We start from the raw sequence: 21,572 nt of genomic DNA, 5'->3' as shown, positions 1-21,572 counted from the left end.
AGGCCGGGTAAACTCAGACCCCGGCCTTTTTATTGGGTAAAAACCGTGAATACATTAGAACAAACCATCGGCAATACTCCTCTGGTTAAACTCCAGCGCCTGGGGCCGGACAACGGCAGCGAAATCTGGGTCAAACTGGAAGGCAATAACCCGGCGGGTTCCGTTAAGGACCGCGCCGCGCTTTCGATGATCGTCGAGGCGGAAAAACGTGGCGAAATCGCGCCCGGCGACGTGCTGATTGAAGCGACCAGCGGCAATACCGGCATCGCGCTGGCGATGATTGCGGCGCTGAAAGGCTATCAGATGAAGCTGCTGATGCCCGACAATATGAGCCAGGAGCGCCGCGCCGCCATGCGGGCATACGGCGCCGAGCTGATTTTGGTCACTAAAGAGCAGGGAATGGAAGGCGCGCGCGACCTCGCCGCCGAGATGGCGCAGCGTGGCGAAGGCAGGCTGCTGGATCAGTTCAATAACCCCGATAACCCCTACGCGCACTACACCACCACCGGGCCGGAAATTTGGCAGCAGACCGAGGGGCGCATCAGCCATTTTGTCTCCAGCATGGGGACGACCGGTACGATTACCGGCGTTTCACGCTTCCTGCGCGAGCAGAATAAGCCGGTGAGTATTGTCGGCCTGCAGCCGGAGGAGGGGAGCAGCATCCCGGGCATCCGCCGCTGGCCGGCGGAGTATATGCCGGGCATTTTTAACGCCTCGCTGGTGGACGCGGTGCTGGATATTCATCAGCAGGATGCGGAAAACACCATGCGCATGCTGGCTATCCGGGAAGGCATTTTTTGCGGCGTAAGCTCCGGCGGTGCGGTGGCCGGCGCGCTGCGTATTGCCCGGGAAAATCCCGGGGCGGTGGTGGTGGCGATCGTCTGCGATCGCGGCGATCGCTACCTCTCCACCGGCGTGTTTGGCGAAGAGCACTTTGCCCAGGGCGCGGGTATTTAAACCGGCGGCTGGTCCAGCAGGTCGGTGCCGTAGGAGTTATCAACGCTGCAGAGCCAGCGATCGTTCTGCAGCTGGAAAACGTAGGTCGCGCGGCGAGTGACCTGCGTTGAACCACCCTCCGCGGTGGGGATATCCAGCCGCGTTTCCATTATCACCAGCGCATTTCCCGCGCCTTCAATAATCTCCATTTTTCCCTGGGTGACGACCAGCCGATGCTGAAAATAGTCGGCAATCGCGACGAAAGCCTTGCGGATATTCTCTTTGCCCCTGACCACCATTCCCGGCTTAACGACCAGCACGGCGTCTTCCGCGTAGTAAGCCATTAAGGTGGCGTAGTCTTCCTGCGAGATAGCCCGGTCGCAGGCTTCGATGGCCGCTTTCAGCTGCGGGTTTGACATGATATTGACTCCGGTTTGTGTGGGGAAAGCGCGTGATGAAGATCCCCGGCCAGCCGGTCAATCTCATCGGGAGTGAGGGCGGCGAGCGAGAGCCGTAATCCATACGACGGCGCGCGAATGCCAAAGGGCTCGCCTTCGCGCACCAGCCAACCGGCGCGGGCCAGGCGCAGCGCAAGCGGCTGGCTCGGTGCCGACAGCGGAAGCCAAAAGTTCAGGCCATCGCCGGGGCCAGGGTTATCGATACCGCGGCGGGAAAGGGCGCTGGCCAGCCTTTCATTACGCTGGCGGTAGGCGCGGCGGGCTGCCGTCAGGGAGGCGGTAAACGAACTATCATTCAGACAGGCCAGCACCAGGTCCTGCAGCAGATGGCTGACCCACTGGCTACCGGAGTTGAGGCGCAGCCTCAGCGCCGCTGAGGTGGTGGGATCGCTGGCGACAACCGCCAGCCGCAAGTCGGGCCCCAGCGCCTTCGACATCGAGCGGATCAGCGCCCAGCGCCGGGTCTCCTCGGGCAGAGGAGAGTGCCACGGCGTGGAGGAGAGCAGCGCAAAATGGTCGTCGAGAATGACCAGCACCTGCGGGTAGCGGGCCAGGATTTCGCGGATCGCTGCCGCCCGCGCCTCGCTCAGGCTGCAGCCGGTGGGATTGTGCGCGCGCGGGGTGATAATGACCGCCCGGGCGCCCTGGCGTAACGCCTCCTCCAGCGCGGCGGGCTGCATGCCTTCGCTATCGACCGGCACCGGACAGGCGTTAAAACCGGCATAGCGCAGCATGTTGATGCTGCTGAGAAAGCAGGGGTCTTCCACCACCACCCGATCGCCGGGCAGCAGCAGCGCGCACAGGAGCCGCTCCAGGGCGTCAATCGCGCCGCTGGTGAGGTTGATTTCGCTCTCAGCTCTCACGTCTTTTTGCACCCAGTCGTGCGCCCAGCGGGCCAGCTTCGGGTCGACGGCGGCGCTGCCGTACAGGCGCGGAGCCGGGCTGAGGCCAGGAAGATAGCGGGTGAGGTCGGGGAGACGCCGTGGGTCGGGGTTGCCGCCGGAAATGTCGTTCAGCGCGGAGCCCTGGGCACTGCCTTCGAGCACCATTGGTGCGCCGGGGGCTCTGATTGCCGTACCGTTGCGCCCCTGGCTTACGGCCAGGCCGGAGGTCACCAGGCGCTTATAGGCCGCGGCGACGGTATTGCGGTTAACGGCAAGTCTGGTAGCCAGCTCGCGAACCGGAGGCAGCATGTCGCCGGGTTGTAACGTTCCGCTCTGCACCAGATGACGGATGTTATCGAAGATATCATTGGCGGTTTTTCCGGCGAACATTATTGACCTATGACAAAATGAATTTTAGCATAAGACGAATAATAATCAGGGTATAACCCGCTGTCCAGCGGGGGGAGACGGGATGGGCCAGCAAGACGAAATACAATCGGTGCTCTTCAATGACAAAAGCCGGGCGCTGCAGGTCGATATCGTTGCCGTGCAGTCGCAGGTCGTTTACGGCAGCGTGGGCAACAGCATCGCGGTGCCGGCAATCGAACAGCACGGCCTGCGGGTCATGGCGGTGCCGACGGTACTGTTCAGCAATACGCCGCACTATGATACGTACTACGGCGGGGTGATCCCGGAAGAGTGGTTCGTTGGCTATCTGCGCGCGCTGGAAGAGCGCGATGCGCTACGCGAGCTGCGGGCGGTTACCGCGGGCTATATGGGGAGCGCGGTGCAGATTGAGCGTCTGGCGCAGTGGCTGATACGGATCCGCGACAGCCATCCTGAGCTGTGTATTCTGGTCGATCCGGTGATCGGCGACGTTGACAGCGGCATTTACGTTAAGGCAGAAATCCCGGAGGCCTACCGTCGCCACCTGCTGCCGCTGGCCCAGGGGATCACGCCTAACCTCTTTGAGCTGGAAACGCTCAGCGGTATGTCCTGCCGCAGCCAGCAGGAGGCGGTGAGCGCCGCGCGTAGCCTGCTGTCCGAAACGCTGAAATGGGTGGTTATCACCAGCGCGCCGGGCCTCGATAGCGCCACCATGAATGTGCTGGTAGTGACGGCAGAGTCGGTGGAGGTGGTCGTCCATCCGCGGGTAGAGACGGATCTGAAGGGCACGGGCGACCTTTTCTGCGCCGAGCTGATCAGCGGTTTAGTGAGCGGACAGGCGCTAGGTGACGCCACGCGCGCAGCGGCGCAGCGGGTGCTGGCGGTGATGACCTGGACCGCGGAGCACGGTAGCGATGAGCTGATCCTGCCAGCGCCGGGAAGAGGGTAACGGCCGGATTCGGCGATGTTGAGATAAAAAAAATGGCGCCAGAAGGCGCCATTTTTCTGCGGCAAGAATTACTTCTTGATGCGAATAACCGGAGTTTCACCCACGGTCACGCTACCGGACAGTTTGATCAGCTCTTTGATCTCGTCCATATTGGAGATAACAACCGGAGTCAGGGTAGACTTGGCTTTCTCTTCCAGCAGCGGCAGGTCAAATTCGATAACCGGGTCACCGATTTTCACGCGCTGGCCTTCTTCAGCAATACGCTTAAAGCCTTCGCCTTTCAGCTCAACGGTATCAATACCGAAGTGAACGAACAGCTCGATGCCGCTATCGGATTCGATAGAGAACGCATGGTTGGTTTCAAAGATTTTACCGATGGTGCCGTCTACCGGCGCAACCATTTTGTTGCCGGTAGGCTTGATGGCGATGCCATCACCCACAATTTTTTCTGCAAAAACCACATCCGGCACGTCTTCGATGTTAACGATCTCGCCAGAGAGCGGAGCAATAATCTCAATAGTTCCGGTGTCTTTTTTGTCATCAGAAACCAGAGATTTCAATTTATCGAACAAACCCATGATCTTCTCCTAAGCAGTAATTTGGGCCGCGCATCTTATGGATTAGCAGATTGTTTTTTCTTCAATGAACTTGTTAACCAGCGTCATTAACTCGTCCGTTGTCGGTTGAGCAAGAGCCTGCTCTGCTAATACTTTCGCATCTTCGAAGTTCGTGTTACGAATAATCTTCTTGATGCGCGGGATGGAAATGGCGCTCATAGAGAATTCGTCCAGCCCCATACCCAGCAACAGAAGTGTAGCACGTTCATCGCCCGCAAGCTCACCACACATGCCGGTCCATTTGCCTTCAGCGTGAGAAGCATCAATAACTTGCTTAATCAGCGTCAGGACGGATGGTGACATTGGCTGGTAAAGATGTGAAATCATATCATTACCACGGTCAACTGCCAGAGTATACTGCGTTAAATCATTGGTTCCGATACTAAAGAAATCCACTTCCTTCGCTAAGTGACGGGCAATCGTGGCAGCGGCCGGTGTTTCAACCATCACGCCAACTTCGATTGTTTCGTCAAATGCTTTACCTTCGTCACGCAGTTCCTGCTTATAGATTTCAATCTCTTTCTTCAGCGCACGCACTTCTTCAACGGAGATGATCATCGGGAACATGATACGCAGCTTACCGAAAGCAGAGGCACGCAGGATGGCGCGAACCTGGTCACGCAGGATCTCTTTACGATCCATCGCGATACGCACGGCACGCCAGCCGAGGAACGGGTTCTCTTCTTTCGGGAAGTTCATGTACGGCAGCTCTTTATCGCCGCCGATATCCATGGTGCGAACGATAACGGCCTGAGAGCCGCACGCTTCAGCTACCGCTTTGTAGGCGGCAAACTGTTCTTCTTCAGTCGGCAGCGCGTCGCGGTCCATGAACAGGAATTCGGTACGGTACAGGCCTACGCCTTCCGCGCCGTTACGTTCAGCGCCGTCGATATCGCGAACGGTACCGATGTTGGCGCACACTTCAACCTGATGGCCGTCGAGCGTGATGGCCGGCAGATCTTTCAGCTTCGCCAGCTCGGCTTTCTCTTCAGCGACCTGAGCCTGCAGATCGCGCAGCTCTTCAATTTGTTCGTTGCTTGGGTTAACCAGCACCTGGTTGTTGACCGCGTCAAGAACCAGATAGTCGCCGTTTTTCACCTGCGTGGTTACGCTACCGGTACCGACAATTGCCGGCAGCTCAAGGGAGCGCGCCATGATGGAGGTGTGGGAAGTACGGCCGCCCGCGTCGGTGATAAAGCCCAGCACCTTGTTCAGGTTCAGCTGTGCAGTTTCTGACGGGGTAAGATCGGCGGCAACCAGAATGACTTCATCCTGAATCGCGCTCAGATCGATGATAGCCAGGCCAAGGATGTTACGCAGCAGGCGCTTACCAATATCGCGTACGTCAGCCGCACGCTCTTTCAGGTATTCGTCATCCAGCTCTTCCAGAGCGATAGCCTGGCCTTCGATAATTTCATTAGCTGCCGCGTCGGCAGTCATGTGCTTATCTTTAATCAGGGCTATGATTTCCTGCTCAAGCTCCTCATCTTCCAGCAGCATGATGTGCCCTTCGAAGATGGCTTCTTTTTCTTCACCGAAAGTTTCACCAGCTTTGGTTTTGATGACCTCCAGCTGGGCGGAGGCCTTGGTGCGGCCACTCAGGAAACGTTCAATTTCCTGCTCAACCTTATCGGCAGAAATTTTCTTCCGGTCGATGACAATTTCGTCTTCTTTCAGCAGGAGAGCCTTACCGAAAGCGATACCCGGGGATGCTAAAATGCCTGAAATCATAACCCTACCTTACTTGTGACTGATATTAAAAAGAACCCGTGAACTTATTCGAGTTCAGCCATCAGTTTTACCAGATGCTCAACTGCTTTCTGCTCATCTTCGCCTTCAGCGGAGATGGTGACTACGGTACCCTGAGTCAGACCCAGAGTTTGCAGTTTGAACAGGCTTTTGGCGCTGGCGCTTTTGCCGTTGGAGGTAACAGTGATCTCAGAAGTAAAGCCTTTAGCTTCTTTAACAAACTGAGCAGCAGGGCGGGTGTGCAGACCGTTCGGAGCGGTAATGGTAACTTCTTGCTGGAACATTATATTTCCCCAACTTATAGGTTTAGTGTTGTGGACCTAAAGTCTAGCCTAACGGCCAGGCTTTAGCCTGTATTGTTAGCGCCGGCGTTACGTGTCTGGCTAAGGTGTCGGCAGCGGTGAACCGCTGTGAGGACCATCTGGCCGTTGACGTCTGGCACGTCATTAAACATTATGCCGCGAAAGGAAGACTTGAACCAAATCATAAAATCGATTCAGCTTATGGAAATCCAATTCTGAATAATTTCGCGCATCAAAATAAATGTGCTGGTTAAATACCAGACCCTACGCGGTGAATCAATGCCAGGAGGGGTAAAACTTTGACGTATGCCACAAAAAAGCACCTAAAAAGGTGCTTTTTTACACGATACTTACAAGCTGGCATCACTGTTGCAGTTCTTTCTCGGTGAAGAGATCGGCAAACAGGGCTGTGCTTAAATAACGCTCACCAGAAGAAGGTAGGATAACCACTATATTCTTATTGGTAAAGGCCTCATCTTCCTGCAGCTTAAGCGCGGCGGCGACGGCAGCGCCGGAGGAGATACCGGCGAGGATACCTTCTTCATCCATCAGGCGACGGGCGGTCGAGATAGCCTCTTCGTTGGTGATGGCCACGACTTTATCGACCAGCTTCAGATCGAGGTTGCCTGGAATAAAACCGGCGCCGATCCCCTGAATTTTGTGCGGGCCTGGCTTGAGCTCCTGGCCCGCCAGCGCCTGAGCGATCACCGGTGAATCGGTCGGCTCGACCGCAACGGTAATCAGATCTTTTTTGCCCTTGGTGCCTTTAATGTAGCGACTTACGCCGGTAAGCGTACCGCCGGTGCCGACGCCGGAGATAAAGACGTCAACCTGACCATCGGTATCTTCCCAGATTTCCGGGCCGGTGGTCTTTTCATGGATTTCCGGGTTTGCCGGGTTGCTGAACTGCTGCAGCAGCAGATATTTTTCCGGGTTGCTGGCAACGATTTCTTCGGCTTTTTGAATCGCCCCTTTCATGCCTTTCGCGCCTTCGGTCAGTACCAGGTTGGCACCCAGCGCTTTCAGCAGCTTACGGCGTTCGATGCTCATGGTTTCCGGCATGGTCAGCGTCAGCTTGTAGCCGCGGGCTGCGGCGACGTAGGCGAGGGCGATACCGGTGTTGCCGCTGGTCGGTTCTACCAGCTCAACGCCCGCTTTCAATACTCCGCGTTTTTCAGCATCCCAAATCATATTGGCACCGATACGGCATTTAACGCTAAAGCTCGGGTTGCGAGATTCAACCTTTGCCAGGATGCGTCCGTTACCGATTCGGTTCAGTCGGACTAGCGGCGTATGACCGATAGTCAGGGAGTTATCTTCAAAAATCTTACTCATGGCCCGTCCTTAACTGTATGAAATTTGGGAGTACGGCTTCAGCATACCCGCTTAAAGAATATGCGGAAGTAAGGATTTAGCATATCTATATTCGTAAGGGAAATAATGGCAAGCCAGAAGGAATAAGGCGCGGCATAAGCCGTCGCCCGGTAGCGCTGAAAATGAGGGCCGAGAAGTCGCGATTTTTGGCCCATCCCTGGACCTGGCTCATCCGTCAGGGCCTATTTCCACATCGCATGTTTATCGCGATAGCAGTCGACCCACATCGCCGTTGCGCCGCAAATGGCCACCGGCAGGATAACGAGGTTGAGGACCGGGATCATGGTGAACAGGCTGGTCAGCGCGCCAAACTGCATGTTGGTGATTTTGCGCGTACGCAGCGCCTCACGCATGGTTTTAAACGGTACCTTGTGGTTATCAAACGGGTAGTCGCAGTACTGAATGGCCAGCATCCACGCGCTGAACAGGAACCACAGCACCGGCGCCACGGTCTGGCCGATGCCTGGAATGAAGTACAGGATCAGCAGGATGATGGCGCGCGGCAGATACCAGGAAAACTTTTGCCACTCACGCTTCATGATGCGCGGAACATCTTTCATGATGCCGAATACGCCGACGTCGGGAGGCGTTGCGCCGGTTAGGCGCGCCTCCAGCTGCTCTGCCAGCAGGCCGCTAAAGGGGGCGGCAATCCAGTTGGCAATGGTGGAGAAAAAGTAGCCGAAGACCAGCAGAATCGAGATGACCATGACCGGCCACAGCAGATAGTTGAGCCAGTTCAGCCATTCCGGCACGTGGCTCATCAGCGAGGGGATCCAGCTATCAAGGCGCGTGAACAGCCACCAGAAGGCGCCGCCCATCAGGATAATATTGACTAATAAAGGCAGAAATACGAAACGACGAATTCCCGGCAGCCCGATCAGTTTCCAGCCCTGCGAAAAATAGTAAACGCCGCTACGCGGGGAAGTGGTGGATGTTGAAACCATGGTCAGGCGATGCTCCTTTTTTGGCATTCAGGCTGAATGCCCGCTTATTTTATCGGGTTGCCGGACAATAACCAGTTAGGAAATGTTCGAAAAAGCAGCAAAAAGCACGATTTAGTTCATCTTTATGTAGTGAAAGCGGTAGACCCACTTGCACTCGGCGTAATCGACAAATACTCTTAGTAAGTAAATGTTTGCCGTGGTGGCAAGGTGTTAGAACAACAGAGAATATAATGATGCAGGATTTGCGTCTGATATTAATCATTGTTGGCGCGATCGCCATAATCGCTTTACTGGTACACGGTTTCTGGACCAGCCGTAAAGAACGTTCCTCGATGTTTCGCGATCGCCCACTAAAACGTATGAAGTCTCGCGATGACGAAGAGTCTGAAAGCGATGGCTTCGATGACGATGTTGAAGGCGTAGGTGAAGTTCGCGTTCATCGGGTTAATCACGCCCCAAATGGTCACAATGGGGAGCAAGAGGCACCTCGTCAGACGCCGCAACACCAGTATCAGCCGCCTTACGAACGTCAGGTGCAGCCGCCCGTGCGCGCGGAAGAACCCGTTCGCCAGCCGCAGCCTGCCCATCACCAGCCGCAGGCCCCGCAGCCGCAAACCAGCGCGCCTCAGCATCAGCCGGTACCGCAGCCCGCGCCGCAGCAGCCAGTGCAGCATCAGCCAGTAGCGCAGGCGCCACAGCAGCCGGTAGCGCAGAGCGCACCGCAGCCTGCTCCGGTCCAGCCAGCCGCCGCCGCACCGACTCAGCCAGCGCCTGAACCGGCGATTGCGGAACCCGCGCCGGCAGCCCCTCAGCCAAAAGAGCGTAAAGAGACGGTCATCGTGATGAACGTGTCTGCGCATCAGGGCTCGCAGATCAACGGTGAGGTGTTGATCAACAGCATCCAGCAGGCGGGCTTCAAATTTGGTGATATGAATATCTTCCATCGTCATCTCAGCCCGGACGGCAGCGGCCAGGTCCTGTTCAGCCTCGCGAATATGGTGAAACCCGGTACCTTCAACCCGGACAGCATGGCGGATATGACGACGCCTGGGGTCACTATCTTTATGCAGGTGCCGTCCTTCGGCGACGAGCTGCAAAACTTTAAGCTGATGCTGCAGTCTGCACAGTACATCGCTGACGAAGTCGGTGGCGTGGTGTTAGACGATCAGCGTCGGATGATGACTCCGCAGAAAATGCGGGAATATCAAGACCGTATTCGTGAAGTGAAAGAGGCTAACGCCTGATTCACTGACCTGCGTTTCGTCTCCCAATCCTGAACCCCCGCCCGTCGGGGGTTTTTTATCATTGATGGTGCGATATGGAACCGATCGAACAAAAACTGACTGAACTGCGAACCACGCTTCGCCATCATGAATATCTGTACCACGTTATGGATACCCCTGAAGTTCCCGATGCGGAATATGACCGGCTGATGCGCGAACTGCGCGAGCTGGAAGCCGAGCATCCCGAACTCATCGTCTCCGACTCGCCGACCCAGCGCGTGGGCGCGGCTCCGCTGGCCTCCTTTAGCCAGATTCGCCATGAAGTACCGATGCTTTCGCTGGATAACGTCTTTGACGAAGAGAGCTTCCTCGCGTTTAACAAGCGCGTTCAGGACCGGCTGAAAAGCAGCGACGATCTGGTCTACTGCTGTGAGCTGAAGCTGGACGGATTGGCGGTGAGTATTCTGTACGAAAACGGCGTGCTGGTGCAGGCGGCAACGCGCGGCGACGGCACCACCGGCGAGGATATTACCTCTAATGTGCGGACGATTCGCGCGATCCCGCTGAAGCTGCGCGGTGACAATATTCCTGCGCGCCTGGAAGTGCGCGGCGAGGTGTTCCTGCCGCAGGCCGGGTTCGAAAAAATTAACGACGAGGCGCGTCGCAGCGGCGGCAAGGTCTTTGCTAACCCGCGCAATGCGGCCGCAGGTTCCCTGCGCCAGCTCGACCCGCGGATCACAGCGAAGCGACCGCTTACTTTCTTCTGCTACGGCGTGGGGGTGCTGGAAGGCGGCGAGCTGCCGGCGAGTCACTCCGGACGTCTGCAGCAGTTTAAGGCCTGGGGATTACCGGTTAGCGAGCGCGTAACGCTCTGCCGCACTCCAGAGGAAGTACTTACTTACTATCGTAAGGTTGAGGAGGACCGCCCGACGTTAGGTTTTGATATCGACGGCGTGGTCATCAAAGTGGATTCTCTGGCGCTTCAGGAGCAGCTCGGCTTTGTTGCCCGCGCCCCGCGCTGGGCCGTCGCCTTTAAGTTCCCCGCTCAGGAGCAGATGACCTTCGTGCGCGACGTGGAGTTCCAGGTTGGCCGTACCGGAGCAATCACGCCGGTGGCGCGCCTCGAGCCGGTCCATGTGGCCGGCGTGCTGGTGAGTAACGCCACGCTGCATAACGCCGATGAAATTGAACGCCTGGGTCTGCGAATCGGCGATAAGGTGGTGATCCGCCGCGCCGGGGACGTTATTCCTCAGGTGGTTAACGTCGTGCTCTCCGAACGTCCGGAAGATACGCGTGAAATCCTCTTCCCGACCCACTGCCCGGTATGTCATTCAGACGTTGAGCGCGTGGAAGGCGAAGTGGTGACGCGTTGTACCGGCGGATTAATTTGCGGCGCGCAGCGTAAAGAGGCCTTAAAGCACTTCGTTTCCCGTCGTGCGTTAGACGTTGAGGGCATGGGCGACAAGATAATCGACCAGCTGGTTGAGAAAGAGTACGTGCATACGCCGGCCGACCTGTTCCGCTTAAGCCCGGGTAAGCTCACCGGTCTTGAGCGCATGGGGCCAAAGTCGGCGCAAAACGTGGTCAATTCGCTGGAAAAATCGAAAGAAACGACCTTTGCCCGCTTCCTGTACGCGCTTGGCATTCGTGAGGTCGGCGAAGCAACGGCCGCGGGGCTGGCGGCGCATTTTGCGACGATTGAGGCGCTCGAGCAGGCATCCATTGACGATCTGCAGAAGGTGCCGGACGTCGGCATTGTGGTGGCTACCCACGTGCGTAATTTCTTTGCTGAAGAGAGCAACCGTGAGGTTATCGCCCAGCTGCGCGCGGAGGGCGTCCGCTGGCCCGCGCCGGTGGTGGTCAATGCCGAAGAGATCGATAGCCCGTTTGCCGGCAAAACCGTGGTCCTGACCGGCAGCCTGAGCCTGCTGTCCCGTGATGATGCCAAAGCGCGGCTGGTGGCGCTGGGGGCGAAAGTCGCGGGCAGCGTATCGAAGAAAACCGATCTGGTGATTGCCGGGGAAGCGGCGGGGTCGAAGCTGGCTAAAGCGCAGGAGCTGGGGATTGCGGTGATCGATGAAGCCGAAATGCTGCGGCTGTTGGGAGATTAACGTGGATAAGGAACGGCTTATCGAGATTGCCAATACGGAAATGCCGTTTGGCAAATATAAAGGCCGTCGTTTGATTGACGTGCCTGAAGAGTATTTGCTGTGGTTTGCCCGTAAGGAGCAGTTTCCCGCCGGGCATCTTGGCGAGCTGATGGCGTTAACCTTATTGATTAAAACCGAAGGGCTGACCCAGCTGGTTCAGCCCCTCAAGCAGCCGCGTTAAGCCTCTGGCGCGCTGGCGCTTTCACGCGCCAGCCGCTCTTCCGCCTGTCGTTTATAGCGTCGTGCCAGCACGGCGCACACCATCAGCTGGATCTGATGGAAAATCATCAGCGGCAGCACCATGATCCCCAGAATCGAGGTTGGAAAGAGAATATTGGCCATCGGGATCCCGTTTGCCAGGCTCTTTTTCGATCCGCAGAAGACAATGGTAATTTCATCCGCTTTATTGAAGCCGCATTTGCGCGCCACAAAGATGTTAATGGCGATAACGATGGCCAGCAGCACGATGCTGACGGCGACGATGAAAAGCAGCGAGCCTGGACCGACTTTATGCCAGATACCGTTCACCACCGCCTCACTAAACGCCGAGTAGACCACCAGCAGGATAGAGGTCTGGTCGGTTTTTGAAATCCATTTTTTATGCCGCGCCACCCACGCGCCAATCCACGGACGGGACAGATGACCGAGGACGAACGGCAGCAGAAGCTGCAGCATAATCTTGCCGACCTGCTCCAGGCTGCCGCCGGCGCCGTGCAGATTCATCAGTAGCCCGACCAGCAGCGGTGAAATGAAAATTCCCAGCAGGCTCGATGCCGAGGCCGAACATACGGCCGCCGCTACGTTTCCGCCAGCCAGCGAAGTGAAGGCGATCGCTGACTGTACGGTAGCGGGCAGAATGCAGAGATAAATAAAGCCGGTATAGAGCGCTGGATCGACGTTTATCGGCGCCCACCACGCAAACAGCACCCCCAAAACGGGGAAGACGATAAAGGTGCTGCACATCACCCACAGATGCAAACGCCAGTGGCCGCCGCCGGAGATAATCGCCTCGCGGGAGAGCTTTGCGCCGTGCATAAAGAACAGCAGGGCAATGGCCGCGGTGGTGAGGTGCTCAAAGAAGGGGACAAATTCGCCGCGCGCCGGGAAAAAGGAGGCCAGCAGAACGACGGTAACCAGGGTAAGGGTAAATGGGTCAAGAATGCGGAAAAATTTCATAATCGCTCCTGAAAATCGATTTCGCTATTGTGCTTTTTTTAGTTTGAGAAATAAAATTGATTTATTGCATCTATTCATGAATAAAAAAGATGAATTATTCGCTGCGTCAGTTAAAGGTATTTGTCACCGTCGCCAGGGCGAGAAGCTTCAGCCGGGCAGGGGAGATGATTGGGCTCAGCCAGTCGGCGGTGAGCCATAGCGTCAAGGAGCTGGAGCATCAGACCGGCGTGCGGCTGCTCGACAGAACCACCCGGGAGGTGGTGCTGACGGAGGCGGGGCATCAGCTGGCGGGTCGGCTTGAGCGGCTGCTGGACGAGCTGAACAGTACGCTGCGCGACGCCGGACGCGTGGGCCAGCAGCTGACGGGAACCGTGCGGGTTGCCGCCAGCCAGACGATTTCCGCTCACCTCATCCCCCAGTGTATTGCCCACAGCAATCAGCGTTACCCGGAGATTGATTTTGTGCTCCACGATCGCCCTCAGCAGTGGGTTCTGGAGAGCATTCGCCAGGGAGAGGTAGATTTTGGCATTGTTATCGATCCCGGCGCCGCGACGGATTTGCAGTGTGAGACGGTCCTGTCTGAGCCGTTTTTGCTTTTATGCCGGGAGGACCATCCCTTTGCCGAAAGGACATCGGTGAGCTGGCAGGATCTTCAGCACCAGCGGCTGGTATTGCAGGACTATGCCTCCGGCAGCCGGCCGCTGATTGACGCCGCGCTGGCGCGCTTTGGCATTGACGCCAATATTGTGCAGGAGATTGGGCATCCGGCGACGCTGTTTCCGATGGTGGAGTCAGGCATTGGTATCAGCATCCTACCGGCGCTGGCGCTACCGCTGCCTCAGGGCAGCCATTTGCGGGTCAAGCGGCTAACCCCGGTTGTTGAGCGTCAGCTGATGCTGGCGCAGCGTAAGAAGCGCTCGCTCTCAACCGCCGCCCAGGCGCTGTGGGAGGTGGTGCGTGAAGAGGGGAATACGCTGACTGCGGGCAGAGCTGACGATCCGCTGTATCAGCGGTGAGGCGTGAGTCCGTGGAGACGGGCGTGGTATTCAGAAACGAAAAAGCGGGTGTGAAGGATATCACTCGTCTCATCCTGAGACTCGCCCTGCGGGTCGCCACAGGTGGCGATGCAAAATCGTTCCCGACGATTTTGTCGAACCTGCTGCAGGTTCTCATCCTGCACGGTTAAGCACGGTGTGCAGAAACGAAAAAAGCGCCAAAAGGCGCTTTTTTCTGAATATGGTGGGTCGTGCAGGATATCACTCGTCTCATCCTGAGACTCGCCCTGCGGGTCGCCACAGGTGGCGATGCAAAATCGTTCCCGACGATTTTGTCGAACCTGCGGCAGGTTCTCATCCTGCACGGTTAAGCATGCTGTGCAGAAACGAAAAAAGCGCCAAAAGGCGCTTTTTTCTAAATATGGTGGGTCGTGCAGGATTCGAACCTGCGACCAATTGATTAAAAGTCAACTGCTCTACCAACTGAGCTAACGACCCGAAGTGGTGGGTGATGACGGGATCGAACCGCCGACCCCCTCCTTGTAAGGGAGGTGCTCTCCCAGCTGAGCTAATCACCCACTTCGGTACTTCATTTTATTGCAAGAAATCCAGCTGGCGAGAAAGTGGTGGGTGATGACGGGATCGAACCGCCGACCCCCTCCTTGTAAGGGAGGTGCTCTCCCAGCTGAGCTAATCACCCACTTCTCAATTTCTTGCTACACGGCGGAGACTACGTAAAGTAGTTGGTGGGTGATGACGGGTTCGAACCGCCGACCCCCTCCTTGTAAGGGAGGTGCTCTCCCAGCTGAGCTAATCACCCCCGCTGTGTGGAGTCGCATTATAGGGAGAGTTGAAAATGAGTCAACGCCTTTTCTAAATAATTTGTTTGTTCGTCGTAAAATTAAACAAAACGATCGCGAAAGCATCCGCGGCGCATGATTTATAAACAAAAATGGCAAAGCGTGACGTTCAGACGGGAACTACATTGAGGAATCAGCCTACGGTGTTAGAATATTCACCCATAAATACCAACGGACTCTGCCGGTTGTCGGCATCTTTATTAAACGTAAGGCCATTTCATGAAAATCAAAACTCGCTTCGCGCCCAGCCCGACAGGCTATCTGCACGTTGGCGGCGCGCGTACTGCTCTCTACTCCTGGCTTTTTGCCCGCAACAACAACGGTGAGTTTGTACTGCGTATTGAAGACACCGATCTCGAGCGCTCCACGCCGGAAGCAATCGAAGCCATTATGGATGGGATGAACTGGCTGAATCTGGAGTGGGACGAAGGTCCGTATTTCCAGACTAAACGTTTTGACCGCTACAACGCCGTTATTGATGAAATGCTGGAAGCGGGCACGGCCTATAAATGCTACTGCTCTAAAGAGCGCCTCGACGCGCTGCGCGAAGAGCAGATGGCAAACGGCGAGAAACCTCGCTACGACGGTCGCTGCCGCCATGGTCACGAGCATCATGCGGACAACGAACCGTGCGTGGTGCGTTTTGCCAACCCGCAGGACGGTTCCGTTATTTTTGACGATCAGATCCGCGGACCGATTGAGTTCAGTAACCAGGAGCTGGACGATCTGATCATTCGCCGTACCGACGGTTCTCCGACCTATAACTTCTGCGTTGTCGTGGATGACTGGGATATGGAAATCACGCACGTGATCCGTGGTGAAGACCATATCAACAACACCCCGCGTCAGATCAACATCCTTAAAGCATTGAACGCGCCGGTGCCGGTCTATGCGCACGTTTCGATGATCAACGGCGATGACGGTAAAAAGCTCTCTAAGCGCCACGGTGCGGTGAGCGTGATGCAGTACCGCGACGATGGCTACCTGCCTGAAGCGCTGCTGAACTACCTGGTACGCCTGGGCTGGTCCAGCGGCGATCAGGAGATCTTCACCCGTGAAGAGATGATTAAGCTCTTCTCCCTCGGCGCGGTCAGCAAATCCGCCAGCGCGTTTAACACCGAGAAGCTGCAGTGGCTGAACCATCACTACATTAACTCCCTGGCACCGGAGTATGTGGCAACGCATCTGCAGTGGCATATCGAGCAGGAAAATATCGATACCCGTAACGGTCCGCAGCTGGCTGAGCTGGTGAAGCTGCTCGGTGAGCGTTGCAAAACGCTGAAGGAGATGGCGGCGAGCTGCCGTTACTTCTATGAAGAGTTTGCCGAGTTTGACGCCGACGCGGCGAAAAAACACCTGCGCCCGGTTGCGCGTCAGCCGCTGGAAGTCGTACGCGATAAGCTGGCTGCGGTGACCGACTGGACGGCTGAAAACGTTCACCACGCTATTCAGGCGACGGCGGATGAGCTGGAAGTTGGGATGGGTAAAGTTGGGATGCCGCTGCGCGTTGCGGTAACCGGCGCCGGGCAATCTCCGGCCCTCGACGTGACCGTTCATGCGATTGGTAAATCCCGCAGCGTAGAACGCATCAATAAAGCGCTGGCGTTTATTGCTGAACGCGAAAGCCAGCAGTCCTGAGCATCATAAGCTACGCATAACGGCAGGCACTCCTGCCGTTGTTTACTCTTTTGACCGCTCGCCGCTAATTCCCAAGCGCGATAAAAATCCGCTGATACCCTCCCTTGCAAGAAAGTCCCGCAAATGCTGCTGTTCTTCCGGCGTCATGAGATGAAGCGTCTCGGCAATTTGTCGCCAGATAGCTCCGGCATCGTTAATAAAGTAGTGGCCAGGCGGCTCTGCCAGCTGATAATCGGCAATCAGGTGCCGCAGCGCGGGAATATTCGTCAGAAAATCGAGCACCGGCCTGTCGATAACGATGAGACGGGCGCGCCCACCTTTGACGCCGGGAATGGCCTCCGTACGCCACTTTTGCTCTCTGACCCAGCGGTTGATCGTTTGTCTGGCAAGGCCGAGACATTCCGCAAGTTCTGCCGGGGTCATCTTATCTTTTAATTTCATCATCATGTTACTGGTCGCGAATGTCCAGGCGCTGGAGTAAACCGGTGATACCTTCACGCAGCAGAAGCGACATCAGCTTTTTCTGTTCGCCGGGGGTCATCTCTTTGCTCAGCGTAAGCAGCAGCGGTTCAAGGTCGTTTTCTACGGTGGCGTAGGAGGGCGGCGTTTCAGCCACTCGCTGTGCGCTGCGAATAAAATCGCGCACCTGCTCGTTGACGTGTACGAGGCGGGCTTTGCCTCCCTGCACGCCGGGCCGGGGGGATGTTTGCCATCCTTCTTTGCGTACCCATTTATTGATTGTCTGCCGGCTGAAGCCGGTGAGATGGGCGATTTCTTCAGGTGTCATTCGTTCCTTGAGCATACTATTTCCTGAGTAAAAATGTGGGAATTAGTTGTTCATGTTATAGCATCCTTTTAGATGAAAGAGTGACATGTTTAACTTCTCCCTGCGATAAGCTTCGCAATGTCAGCTATTTGCCTGCTTTTTCAGCGATCAAATTCAGAGGGGTGATTTTGCCGTTGACACCTGACGAAGGAATTCATATTATGCCGCCCGTCAACACGACACGTTTTATGTTACGGGGCTATAGCTCAGCTGGGAGAGCGCTTGCATGGCATGCAAGAGGTCAGCGGTTCGATCCCGCTTAGCTCCACCAAATCCTGTTCCCATCAGGTTTGGTTGTAAAACGTACTGTTGGGGCTATAGCTCAGCTGGGAGAGCGCTTGCATGGCATGCAAGAGGTCAGCGGTTCGATCCCGCTTAGCTCCACCAAATTCGAAACCCTCGCTACGGCGGGGGTTTTTTGTTTTCTCCTCCGCTAATGTAAAGCACTTTGTGCTTACGTCAGAAAATCTTCTGCCAGTAGAATGAAGTGTAATTTAAGAATTTTCCCTGGCTTATTACCTTGCCTGCCATAATTAACCAACATAGTATTTATATATTAAATATAATTCCGGCGCGGGACCTTTAATTAACAATAATGATAGGCAAATTTAACATTAATATCAGAAGATCTTTACTCGCGCTGATCGTTTGTTTAATTACGATTCCATTAGCCAGGTTTATTTCACCTCAGGCATTGATTGACGGCAACCAAATTTTCCTCGCCTGGCTACCGCTAAGTATGATGTACGCGGTCATCTTTATATTTGGCCGCTATGCGGTCGGTCCGCTGATTATCGCTTTTGCTATCACTAACGTCTGGGTAATCCCTCTGACGATACCGCAGGCAGCAATTTTATTATTCTGTCAGCTATTCTCGGTGCTGGCGTCGTGCGCCGTTGTCCGCATGCTGCTCGGCAAGACGTGGCGCAGTGGGTTAACCGCAAAGCGGATGGGCATCAGAATCTTTTGGGGCGGATTTTTTGCCCCCATATTAATGAAAGTCACCATGTATCTGGCGGGGGTGTTTTTTTCTTTCCCTCTGGTTATATCGAGTTATTTCAAAGGTATGCCGGCAATTTATACCATTATTGATATTCAGAGTTTGATTTGCGCGGCGTTAATTTTTACGACCTTCTTTTATTATCCGTTGCGGATGATTATCAATCCGCGTTTTGCCCGCACATTCTGGCTTCATCATTGTCAACCGTGGCTTACGCGCGAGCGTCGGGTATTTACGCTGTACTGGTTTATGACGCTTGCAGCAATATTGGTAGTGCTCTGCGCGCCTTATGATTCTGTTTTTATCGCCGGTTATTTGGTGCCACTTATTTTTATCCTTTATTTTATTGGTATTAGCCGGCTGGGTCATGCGCTGATCCGTATTTCATGGTCCGTTTCAGCATTCTTGCTGGTTGCCTATAATCAAAATTTCCTGCAGGGCGTCAAAACCGAGTACGCATTATCATTCGTGCTCTCGGTGCTCATCTCGTTCACCATCTGCTTGTTTTATATGCTGGATATTTACGCTCAGAACGAGCGAATCAAGCTCAGATGGCGGGATCAGGCGCAGGAGGACCCGCTGACCGGATTGCCTAATCTGCGCGCGCTGGAGTGCCATTTACGCCGCAATCCTGAGGTCGCCGTCAGCAGCCTGCGAATTGATAACCTGGACTTCCTCAGCCGCCATTACGGCATGATGATGCGCGTGCACTGCAAGCGGCAGGTAGCCGGTAAGGTGCAGCCGCTGCTGGGGGCGGGGGATAAAATATTTCAGCTACCCGGCAGCGAGCTGCTGCTGGTGCTGTGTGGGCCGGAACCTGAGGCGCGGCTAGGCCACATCGTGGCGATACTTAACCACAATAAATTTAGCTGGAATAACCAGACGCTGGATCTGGAATTCGGCGCATCGTGGGGCCGGCACCATGGCGTCGAGGCGGAGCTTCACCCGATGCTGGGCCAGCTGAGCTGGCTTTCGGAGCAGGCCTGCGCGACGCGGCGGGTGCTGGCACTGGACGCGACGCAGGGGCAGGTTTCCGATCAAACCAGCGAGCAGGTGCTGATGCTGACCCGGGTGAAGCAGGCGCTCAGCAAACGCGATCTCGTGCTGTATGCCCAGCCGATCCAGAACGCAGCGGGGGAGGGCTATTACGAAGTGCTTACGCGGATGCAGTGCGGAGAAACCGTTATTACGCCGGACCGCTTTATTCCGCTCATCGTGCAGTTCAACCTGAGCCAGCGTTTCGACATGCTGGTACTGGAAACGTTGTTCAGCACCCTGCATCGTCATCCGGGCCAGCACTTCTCCGTTAATCTGCTGCCCTACACGCTGATGCAGCGCGATAGCGCGGCGCAGATTATTGCGTTGTTCAGGCGCTACCACCTCCAGGCCGAAGCGATCACCATCGAAATTACCGAAGAGCAGGCATTCTGCGATGAGCAAACCAGCCTGCACAACATCCAGCAGCTGCGGGATTTTGGCTGCGCCATTGCTATCGATGACTTCGGTACCGGCTATGCGAACTATGAGCGCCTGAAGCGGCTCCAGGCGGATATCGTGAAGATTGACGGCTGCTTCGTGCGCGACGTGGAGACCGATCCTCTGGATGCGATCATTATTAAATCCATTATCGAGATGGCGAGGGTGAAAAATCTGACGGTTGTGGCGGAGTACGTGGAAACGGAAGAGCAGAGGGCGCGGCTGCTGGCGCTTGGCGTCGACTATTTGCAGGGCTACCTGATCGGCAAGCCCCGGCCGCTTCAGGAATTACAGGCGTAAAAAAGCCGGGACCAGCCCGGCTTTTGCACAACCTAAAGAAATTACAGTACCAGCGCGGCGATAGACGCTGAGAGCACGCTCACCAGGGTCGAGCCGTAAACCAGCTTCAGGCCAAAGCGGGAAACAACGTTACCCTGCTCTTCGTTCAGGCCTTTAATCGCCCCGGCAATAATCCCGATTGAGGAGAAGTTGGCGAAGGAGACCAGGAAGATGGAGATAATGCCTTCCGCACGCGGAGAGAGCGTGCTGGCAATTTTCTGCAGATCCATCATCGCAACGAATTCGTTTGAAACCAGCTTAGTCGCCATGATACTGCCGACCTGCAGCGCTTCACCTGCCGGTACGCCCATCACCCATGCAACCGGGTAGAAGATGTAGCCGAGGATACCCTGGAAGGAGATGCTGTAACCGAACCAGCCGGTAACGGTCGCGAACAGGGCGTTCAGCGCAGAGATTAACGCGATGAAACCAATCAGCATCGCCGCAACGATAATCGCCACTTTAAAGCCTGCCAGGATGTACTCACCCAGCATTTCAAAGAAGCTCTGACCTTCATGCAGGTTCGACATCTGCAGATTTTCTTCGCTTTCATCAACGCGGTAAGGGTTAATCAGCGACAGTACGATAAAGGTGCTGAACATGTTAAGAACCAGCGCCGCAACGACGTACTTCGGCTGCAGCATGGTCATGTACGCGCCGACGATAGACATGGAAACGGTGGACATCGCGGTAGCCGCCATGGTGTACATGCGGTTACGCGACATTTTGCCGAGGATATCTTTATACGCAATAAAGTTTTCCGACTGGCCCAGAATCAGCGAGCTGACGGCGTTGAATGATTCCAGCTTACCCATGCCGTTGATTTTGGACAGCACGGTACCGATCGCGCGAATGACGATAGGCAGGATGCGGATATGCTGCAAAATACCGATCAGCGCAGAGATGAAGACGATTGGGCACAGAACCTTGAGGAAGAAGAAGGCGAGGCCTTTATCGTTCATATTGCCGAAGACGAAGTTGGTCCCTTCATTAGCAAAGCCGAGAAGTTTTTCGAACATCTCGGAGAATCCTTTCACGAAGCCCAGACCGATATCGGAGTTCAGGAAGAACCAGGCCAGCAGGACTTCAATGACTAGTAATTGAATAACATAACGAATACGAATCTGCTTACGGTTGTGGCTGACCAAAAGGGCCAAAATAGCCACCACGACGATCGCGAGAATAAAGTGCAGGACGCGGTCCATATTTGCTCCAAATATGAGGCAGGTTAAATTTCTGTGCACATTCTATGTAACAAGCCCAAAGAAAACGAGATCAAATCCACACTA

General features: G+C 55.6%; 20 protein-coding genes, 6 tRNA genes and 1 other RNA gene. 11 read left to right on the top strand and 16 right to left on the bottom strand.

The window, feature by feature from the left end; translation table 11 throughout:
* Positions 1 to 45 precede the first annotated feature (45 nt).
* On the top strand, positions 46 to 957 hold the full coding sequence (cysM, locus tag EDF75_RS11610) for a cysteine synthase CysM (RefSeq protein ID WP_133599347.1): 912 nt from the start codon (positions 46 to 48) through the stop codon (positions 955 to 957).
* Here cysM and EDF75_RS11605 read toward each other — a convergent pair.
* Both EDF75_RS11605 and ptsJ read right to left on the bottom strand, forming a co-directional pair.
* Positions 954 to 1,355, bottom strand: coding sequence for a YybH family protein (locus tag EDF75_RS11605; protein WP_123710298.1), 402 nt, complete (start codon positions 1,353 to 1,355; stop codon positions 954 to 956). The genes cysM and EDF75_RS11605 overlap by 4 nt on opposite strands.
* The gene (ptsJ, locus tag EDF75_RS11600; RefSeq protein ID WP_133599345.1) at positions 1,337 to 2,668 is read right to left on the bottom strand and encodes a MocR-like B6 salvage transcription factor PtsJ; all 1,332 of its coding nucleotides are present in this window, start codon (positions 2,666 to 2,668) and stop codon (positions 1,337 to 1,339) included. Before ptsJ ends, EDF75_RS11605 begins: the two co-directional genes overlap by 19 nt.
* An 82-nt stretch (positions 2,669 to 2,750) precedes the next feature.
* Between ptsJ and pdxK the strand changes: the two genes are divergently transcribed.
* A complete protein-coding gene (gene pdxK / locus EDF75_RS11595; protein ID WP_133599343.1) occupies positions 2,751 to 3,614 on the top strand; it encodes a pyridoxine/pyridoxal/pyridoxamine kinase in 864 nt (287 codons plus the stop codon).
* A gap of 68 nt (positions 3,615 to 3,682) precedes the next feature.
* Here the strand turns inward: pdxK and crr are convergent, their stop codons facing one another.
* The 5 genes from crr to cysZ form a co-directional block, all read right to left on the bottom strand.
* Entirely contained in the window at positions 3,683 to 4,192 is a 510-nt protein-coding gene (gene crr, locus EDF75_RS11590; protein ID WP_041146650.1) for a PTS glucose transporter subunit IIA, read from the bottom strand.
* A 42-nt stretch (positions 4,193 to 4,234) separates the two neighbouring features.
* The gene (gene ptsI, locus EDF75_RS11585; RefSeq protein WP_041146649.1) at positions 4,235 to 5,962 is read right to left on the bottom strand and encodes a phosphoenolpyruvate-protein phosphotransferase PtsI; all 1,728 of its coding nucleotides are present in this window, start codon (positions 5,960 to 5,962) and stop codon (positions 4,235 to 4,237) included.
* A gap of 44 nt (positions 5,963 to 6,006) precedes the next feature.
* Positions 6,007 to 6,264 carry a phosphocarrier protein Hpr gene (ptsH, locus tag EDF75_RS11580; protein ID WP_000487600.1) on the bottom strand — a complete coding sequence of 86 codons (258 nt, stop codon included), beginning with the start codon at positions 6,262 to 6,264 and terminating at the stop codon, positions 6,007 to 6,009.
* A 381-nt stretch (positions 6,265 to 6,645) separates the two neighbouring features.
* A complete protein-coding gene (gene cysK, locus EDF75_RS11575) occupies positions 6,646 to 7,617 on the bottom strand; it encodes a cysteine synthase A (protein ID WP_041146648.1) in 972 nt (323 codons plus the stop codon).
* A gap of 221 nt (positions 7,618 to 7,838) precedes the next feature.
* A complete protein-coding gene (gene cysZ, locus EDF75_RS11565) occupies positions 7,839 to 8,600 on the bottom strand; it encodes a sulfate transporter CysZ (RefSeq protein WP_133599341.1) in 762 nt (253 codons plus the stop codon).
* A gap of 230 nt (positions 8,601 to 8,830) precedes the next feature.
* On the opposite strand from cysZ, the gene zipA reads away from it, so the two are divergent.
* The 3 genes from zipA to EDF75_RS11550 all read left to right on the top strand — a co-directional run bounded on the left by zipA (position 8,831) and on the right by EDF75_RS11550 (position 12,154).
* Complete coding sequence (gene zipA / locus EDF75_RS11560) at positions 8,831 to 9,844, top strand: cell division protein ZipA (RefSeq protein WP_166646158.1); 1,014 nt, start codon at positions 8,831 to 8,833, stop codon at positions 9,842 to 9,844.
* Positions 9,845 to 9,918: 74 nt separating this feature from the next.
* Positions 9,919 to 11,934, top strand: a complete 2,016-nt coding sequence (gene ligA, locus EDF75_RS11555) for an NAD-dependent DNA ligase LigA (RefSeq protein WP_133599339.1) — start codon at positions 9,919 to 9,921, stop codon at positions 11,932 to 11,934.
* A gap of 1 nt (position 11,935) precedes the next feature.
* Positions 11,936 to 12,154, top strand: a complete 219-nt coding sequence (locus EDF75_RS11550) for a DUF3820 family protein (protein WP_041147715.1) — start codon at positions 11,936 to 11,938, stop codon at positions 12,152 to 12,154.
* Here EDF75_RS11550 and EDF75_RS11545 read toward each other — a convergent pair.
* Positions 12,151 to 13,149, bottom strand: coding sequence for a bile acid:sodium symporter family protein (locus EDF75_RS11545; protein ID WP_128877474.1), 999 nt, complete (start codon positions 13,147 to 13,149; stop codon positions 12,151 to 12,153). The two genes, EDF75_RS11550 and EDF75_RS11545, sit on opposite strands and share 4 nt — an antisense overlap.
* Before the next feature lie 89 nt (positions 13,150 to 13,238).
* Here EDF75_RS11545 and EDF75_RS11540 point away from each other — a divergent pair, with 89 nt between their 5' ends.
* Positions 13,239 to 14,165 (top strand): LysR family transcriptional regulator, encoded by a 927-nt coding sequence (locus EDF75_RS11540; RefSeq protein WP_133599337.1) that lies wholly within the window; start codon positions 13,239 to 13,241, stop codon positions 14,163 to 14,165.
* Positions 14,166 to 14,176: 11 nt separating this feature from the next.
* Positions 14,177 to 14,335: a hypothetical protein gene (locus EDF75_RS27085; RefSeq protein ID WP_166646157.1), complete on the top strand. Its 159-nt coding sequence runs from the start codon at positions 14,177 to 14,179 to the stop codon at positions 14,333 to 14,335.
* A gap of 51 nt (positions 14,336 to 14,386) precedes the next feature.
* On the opposite strand, the gene EDF75_RS11535 is transcribed toward EDF75_RS27085, so the two are convergent.
* The 5 genes from EDF75_RS11535 to EDF75_RS11515 form a co-directional block, all read right to left on the bottom strand.
* Positions 14,387 to 14,523: non-coding RNA, RtT sRNA (locus EDF75_RS11535), on the bottom strand.
* Positions 14,524 to 14,566: 43 nt separating this feature from the next.
* Positions 14,567 to 14,642 (bottom strand) — tRNA-Lys (locus EDF75_RS11530).
* Between the two features lie 4 nt (positions 14,643 to 14,646).
* Positions 14,647 to 14,722 (bottom strand) — tRNA-Val (locus tag EDF75_RS11525).
* Between the two features lie 46 nt (positions 14,723 to 14,768).
* Positions 14,769 to 14,844: transfer RNA gene (locus tag EDF75_RS11520), tRNA-Val, on the bottom strand.
* 44 nt (positions 14,845 to 14,888) lie between these two features.
* Positions 14,889 to 14,964: transfer RNA gene (locus EDF75_RS11515), tRNA-Val, on the bottom strand.
* Between the two features lie 259 nt (positions 14,965 to 15,223).
* Here EDF75_RS11515 and gltX point away from each other — a divergent pair.
* The gene (gene gltX / locus EDF75_RS11505; RefSeq protein WP_133599335.1) at positions 15,224 to 16,642 is read left to right on the top strand and encodes a glutamate--tRNA ligase; all 1,419 of its coding nucleotides are present in this window, start codon (positions 15,224 to 15,226) and stop codon (positions 16,640 to 16,642) included.
* A gap of 42 nt (positions 16,643 to 16,684) precedes the next feature.
* Here the strand turns inward: gltX and EDF75_RS11500 are convergent, their stop codons facing one another.
* Both EDF75_RS11500 and EDF75_RS11495 read right to left on the bottom strand, forming a co-directional pair.
* On the bottom strand, positions 16,685 to 17,086 hold the full coding sequence (locus tag EDF75_RS11500) for a YfeC-like transcriptional regulator (RefSeq protein ID WP_076947760.1): 402 nt from the start codon (positions 17,084 to 17,086) through the stop codon (positions 16,685 to 16,687).
* A 4-nt stretch (positions 17,087 to 17,090) separates the two neighbouring features.
* Complete coding sequence (locus tag EDF75_RS11495) at positions 17,091 to 17,444, bottom strand: YfeC-like transcriptional regulator (protein ID WP_045856178.1); 354 nt, start codon at positions 17,442 to 17,444, stop codon at positions 17,091 to 17,093.
* Between the two features lie 219 nt (positions 17,445 to 17,663).
* Between EDF75_RS11495 and EDF75_RS11490 the strand changes: the two genes are divergently transcribed.
* The 3 genes from EDF75_RS11490 to EDF75_RS11480 all read left to right on the top strand — a co-directional run bounded on the left by EDF75_RS11490 (position 17,664) and on the right by EDF75_RS11480 (position 20,244).
* A tRNA-Ala gene (locus tag EDF75_RS11490) sits at positions 17,664 to 17,739 on the top strand.
* A 40-nt stretch (positions 17,740 to 17,779) separates the two neighbouring features.
* A tRNA-Ala gene (locus tag EDF75_RS11485) sits at positions 17,780 to 17,855 on the top strand.
* A 208-nt stretch (positions 17,856 to 18,063) separates the two neighbouring features.
* A complete protein-coding gene (locus EDF75_RS11480) occupies positions 18,064 to 20,244 on the top strand; it encodes a sensor domain-containing phosphodiesterase (protein WP_133599332.1) in 2,181 nt (726 codons plus the stop codon).
* Positions 20,245 to 20,285: 41 nt separating this feature from the next.
* Here EDF75_RS11480 and EDF75_RS11475 read toward each other — a convergent pair whose 3' ends face one another.
* Positions 20,286 to 21,488, bottom strand: coding sequence for a NupC/NupG family nucleoside CNT transporter (locus tag EDF75_RS11475; protein ID WP_041146639.1), 1,203 nt, complete (start codon positions 21,486 to 21,488; stop codon positions 20,286 to 20,288).
* Positions 21,489 to 21,572: the final 84 nt, after the last annotated feature.

It is taken from the genome of Klebsiella sp. BIGb0149, from assembly GCF_004362605.1.
Lineage (GTDB): Bacteria > Pseudomonadota > Gammaproteobacteria > Enterobacterales > Enterobacteriaceae > Klebsiella > Klebsiella terrigena.
This window is presented reverse-complemented; position numbering and strand designations above follow the sequence as displayed.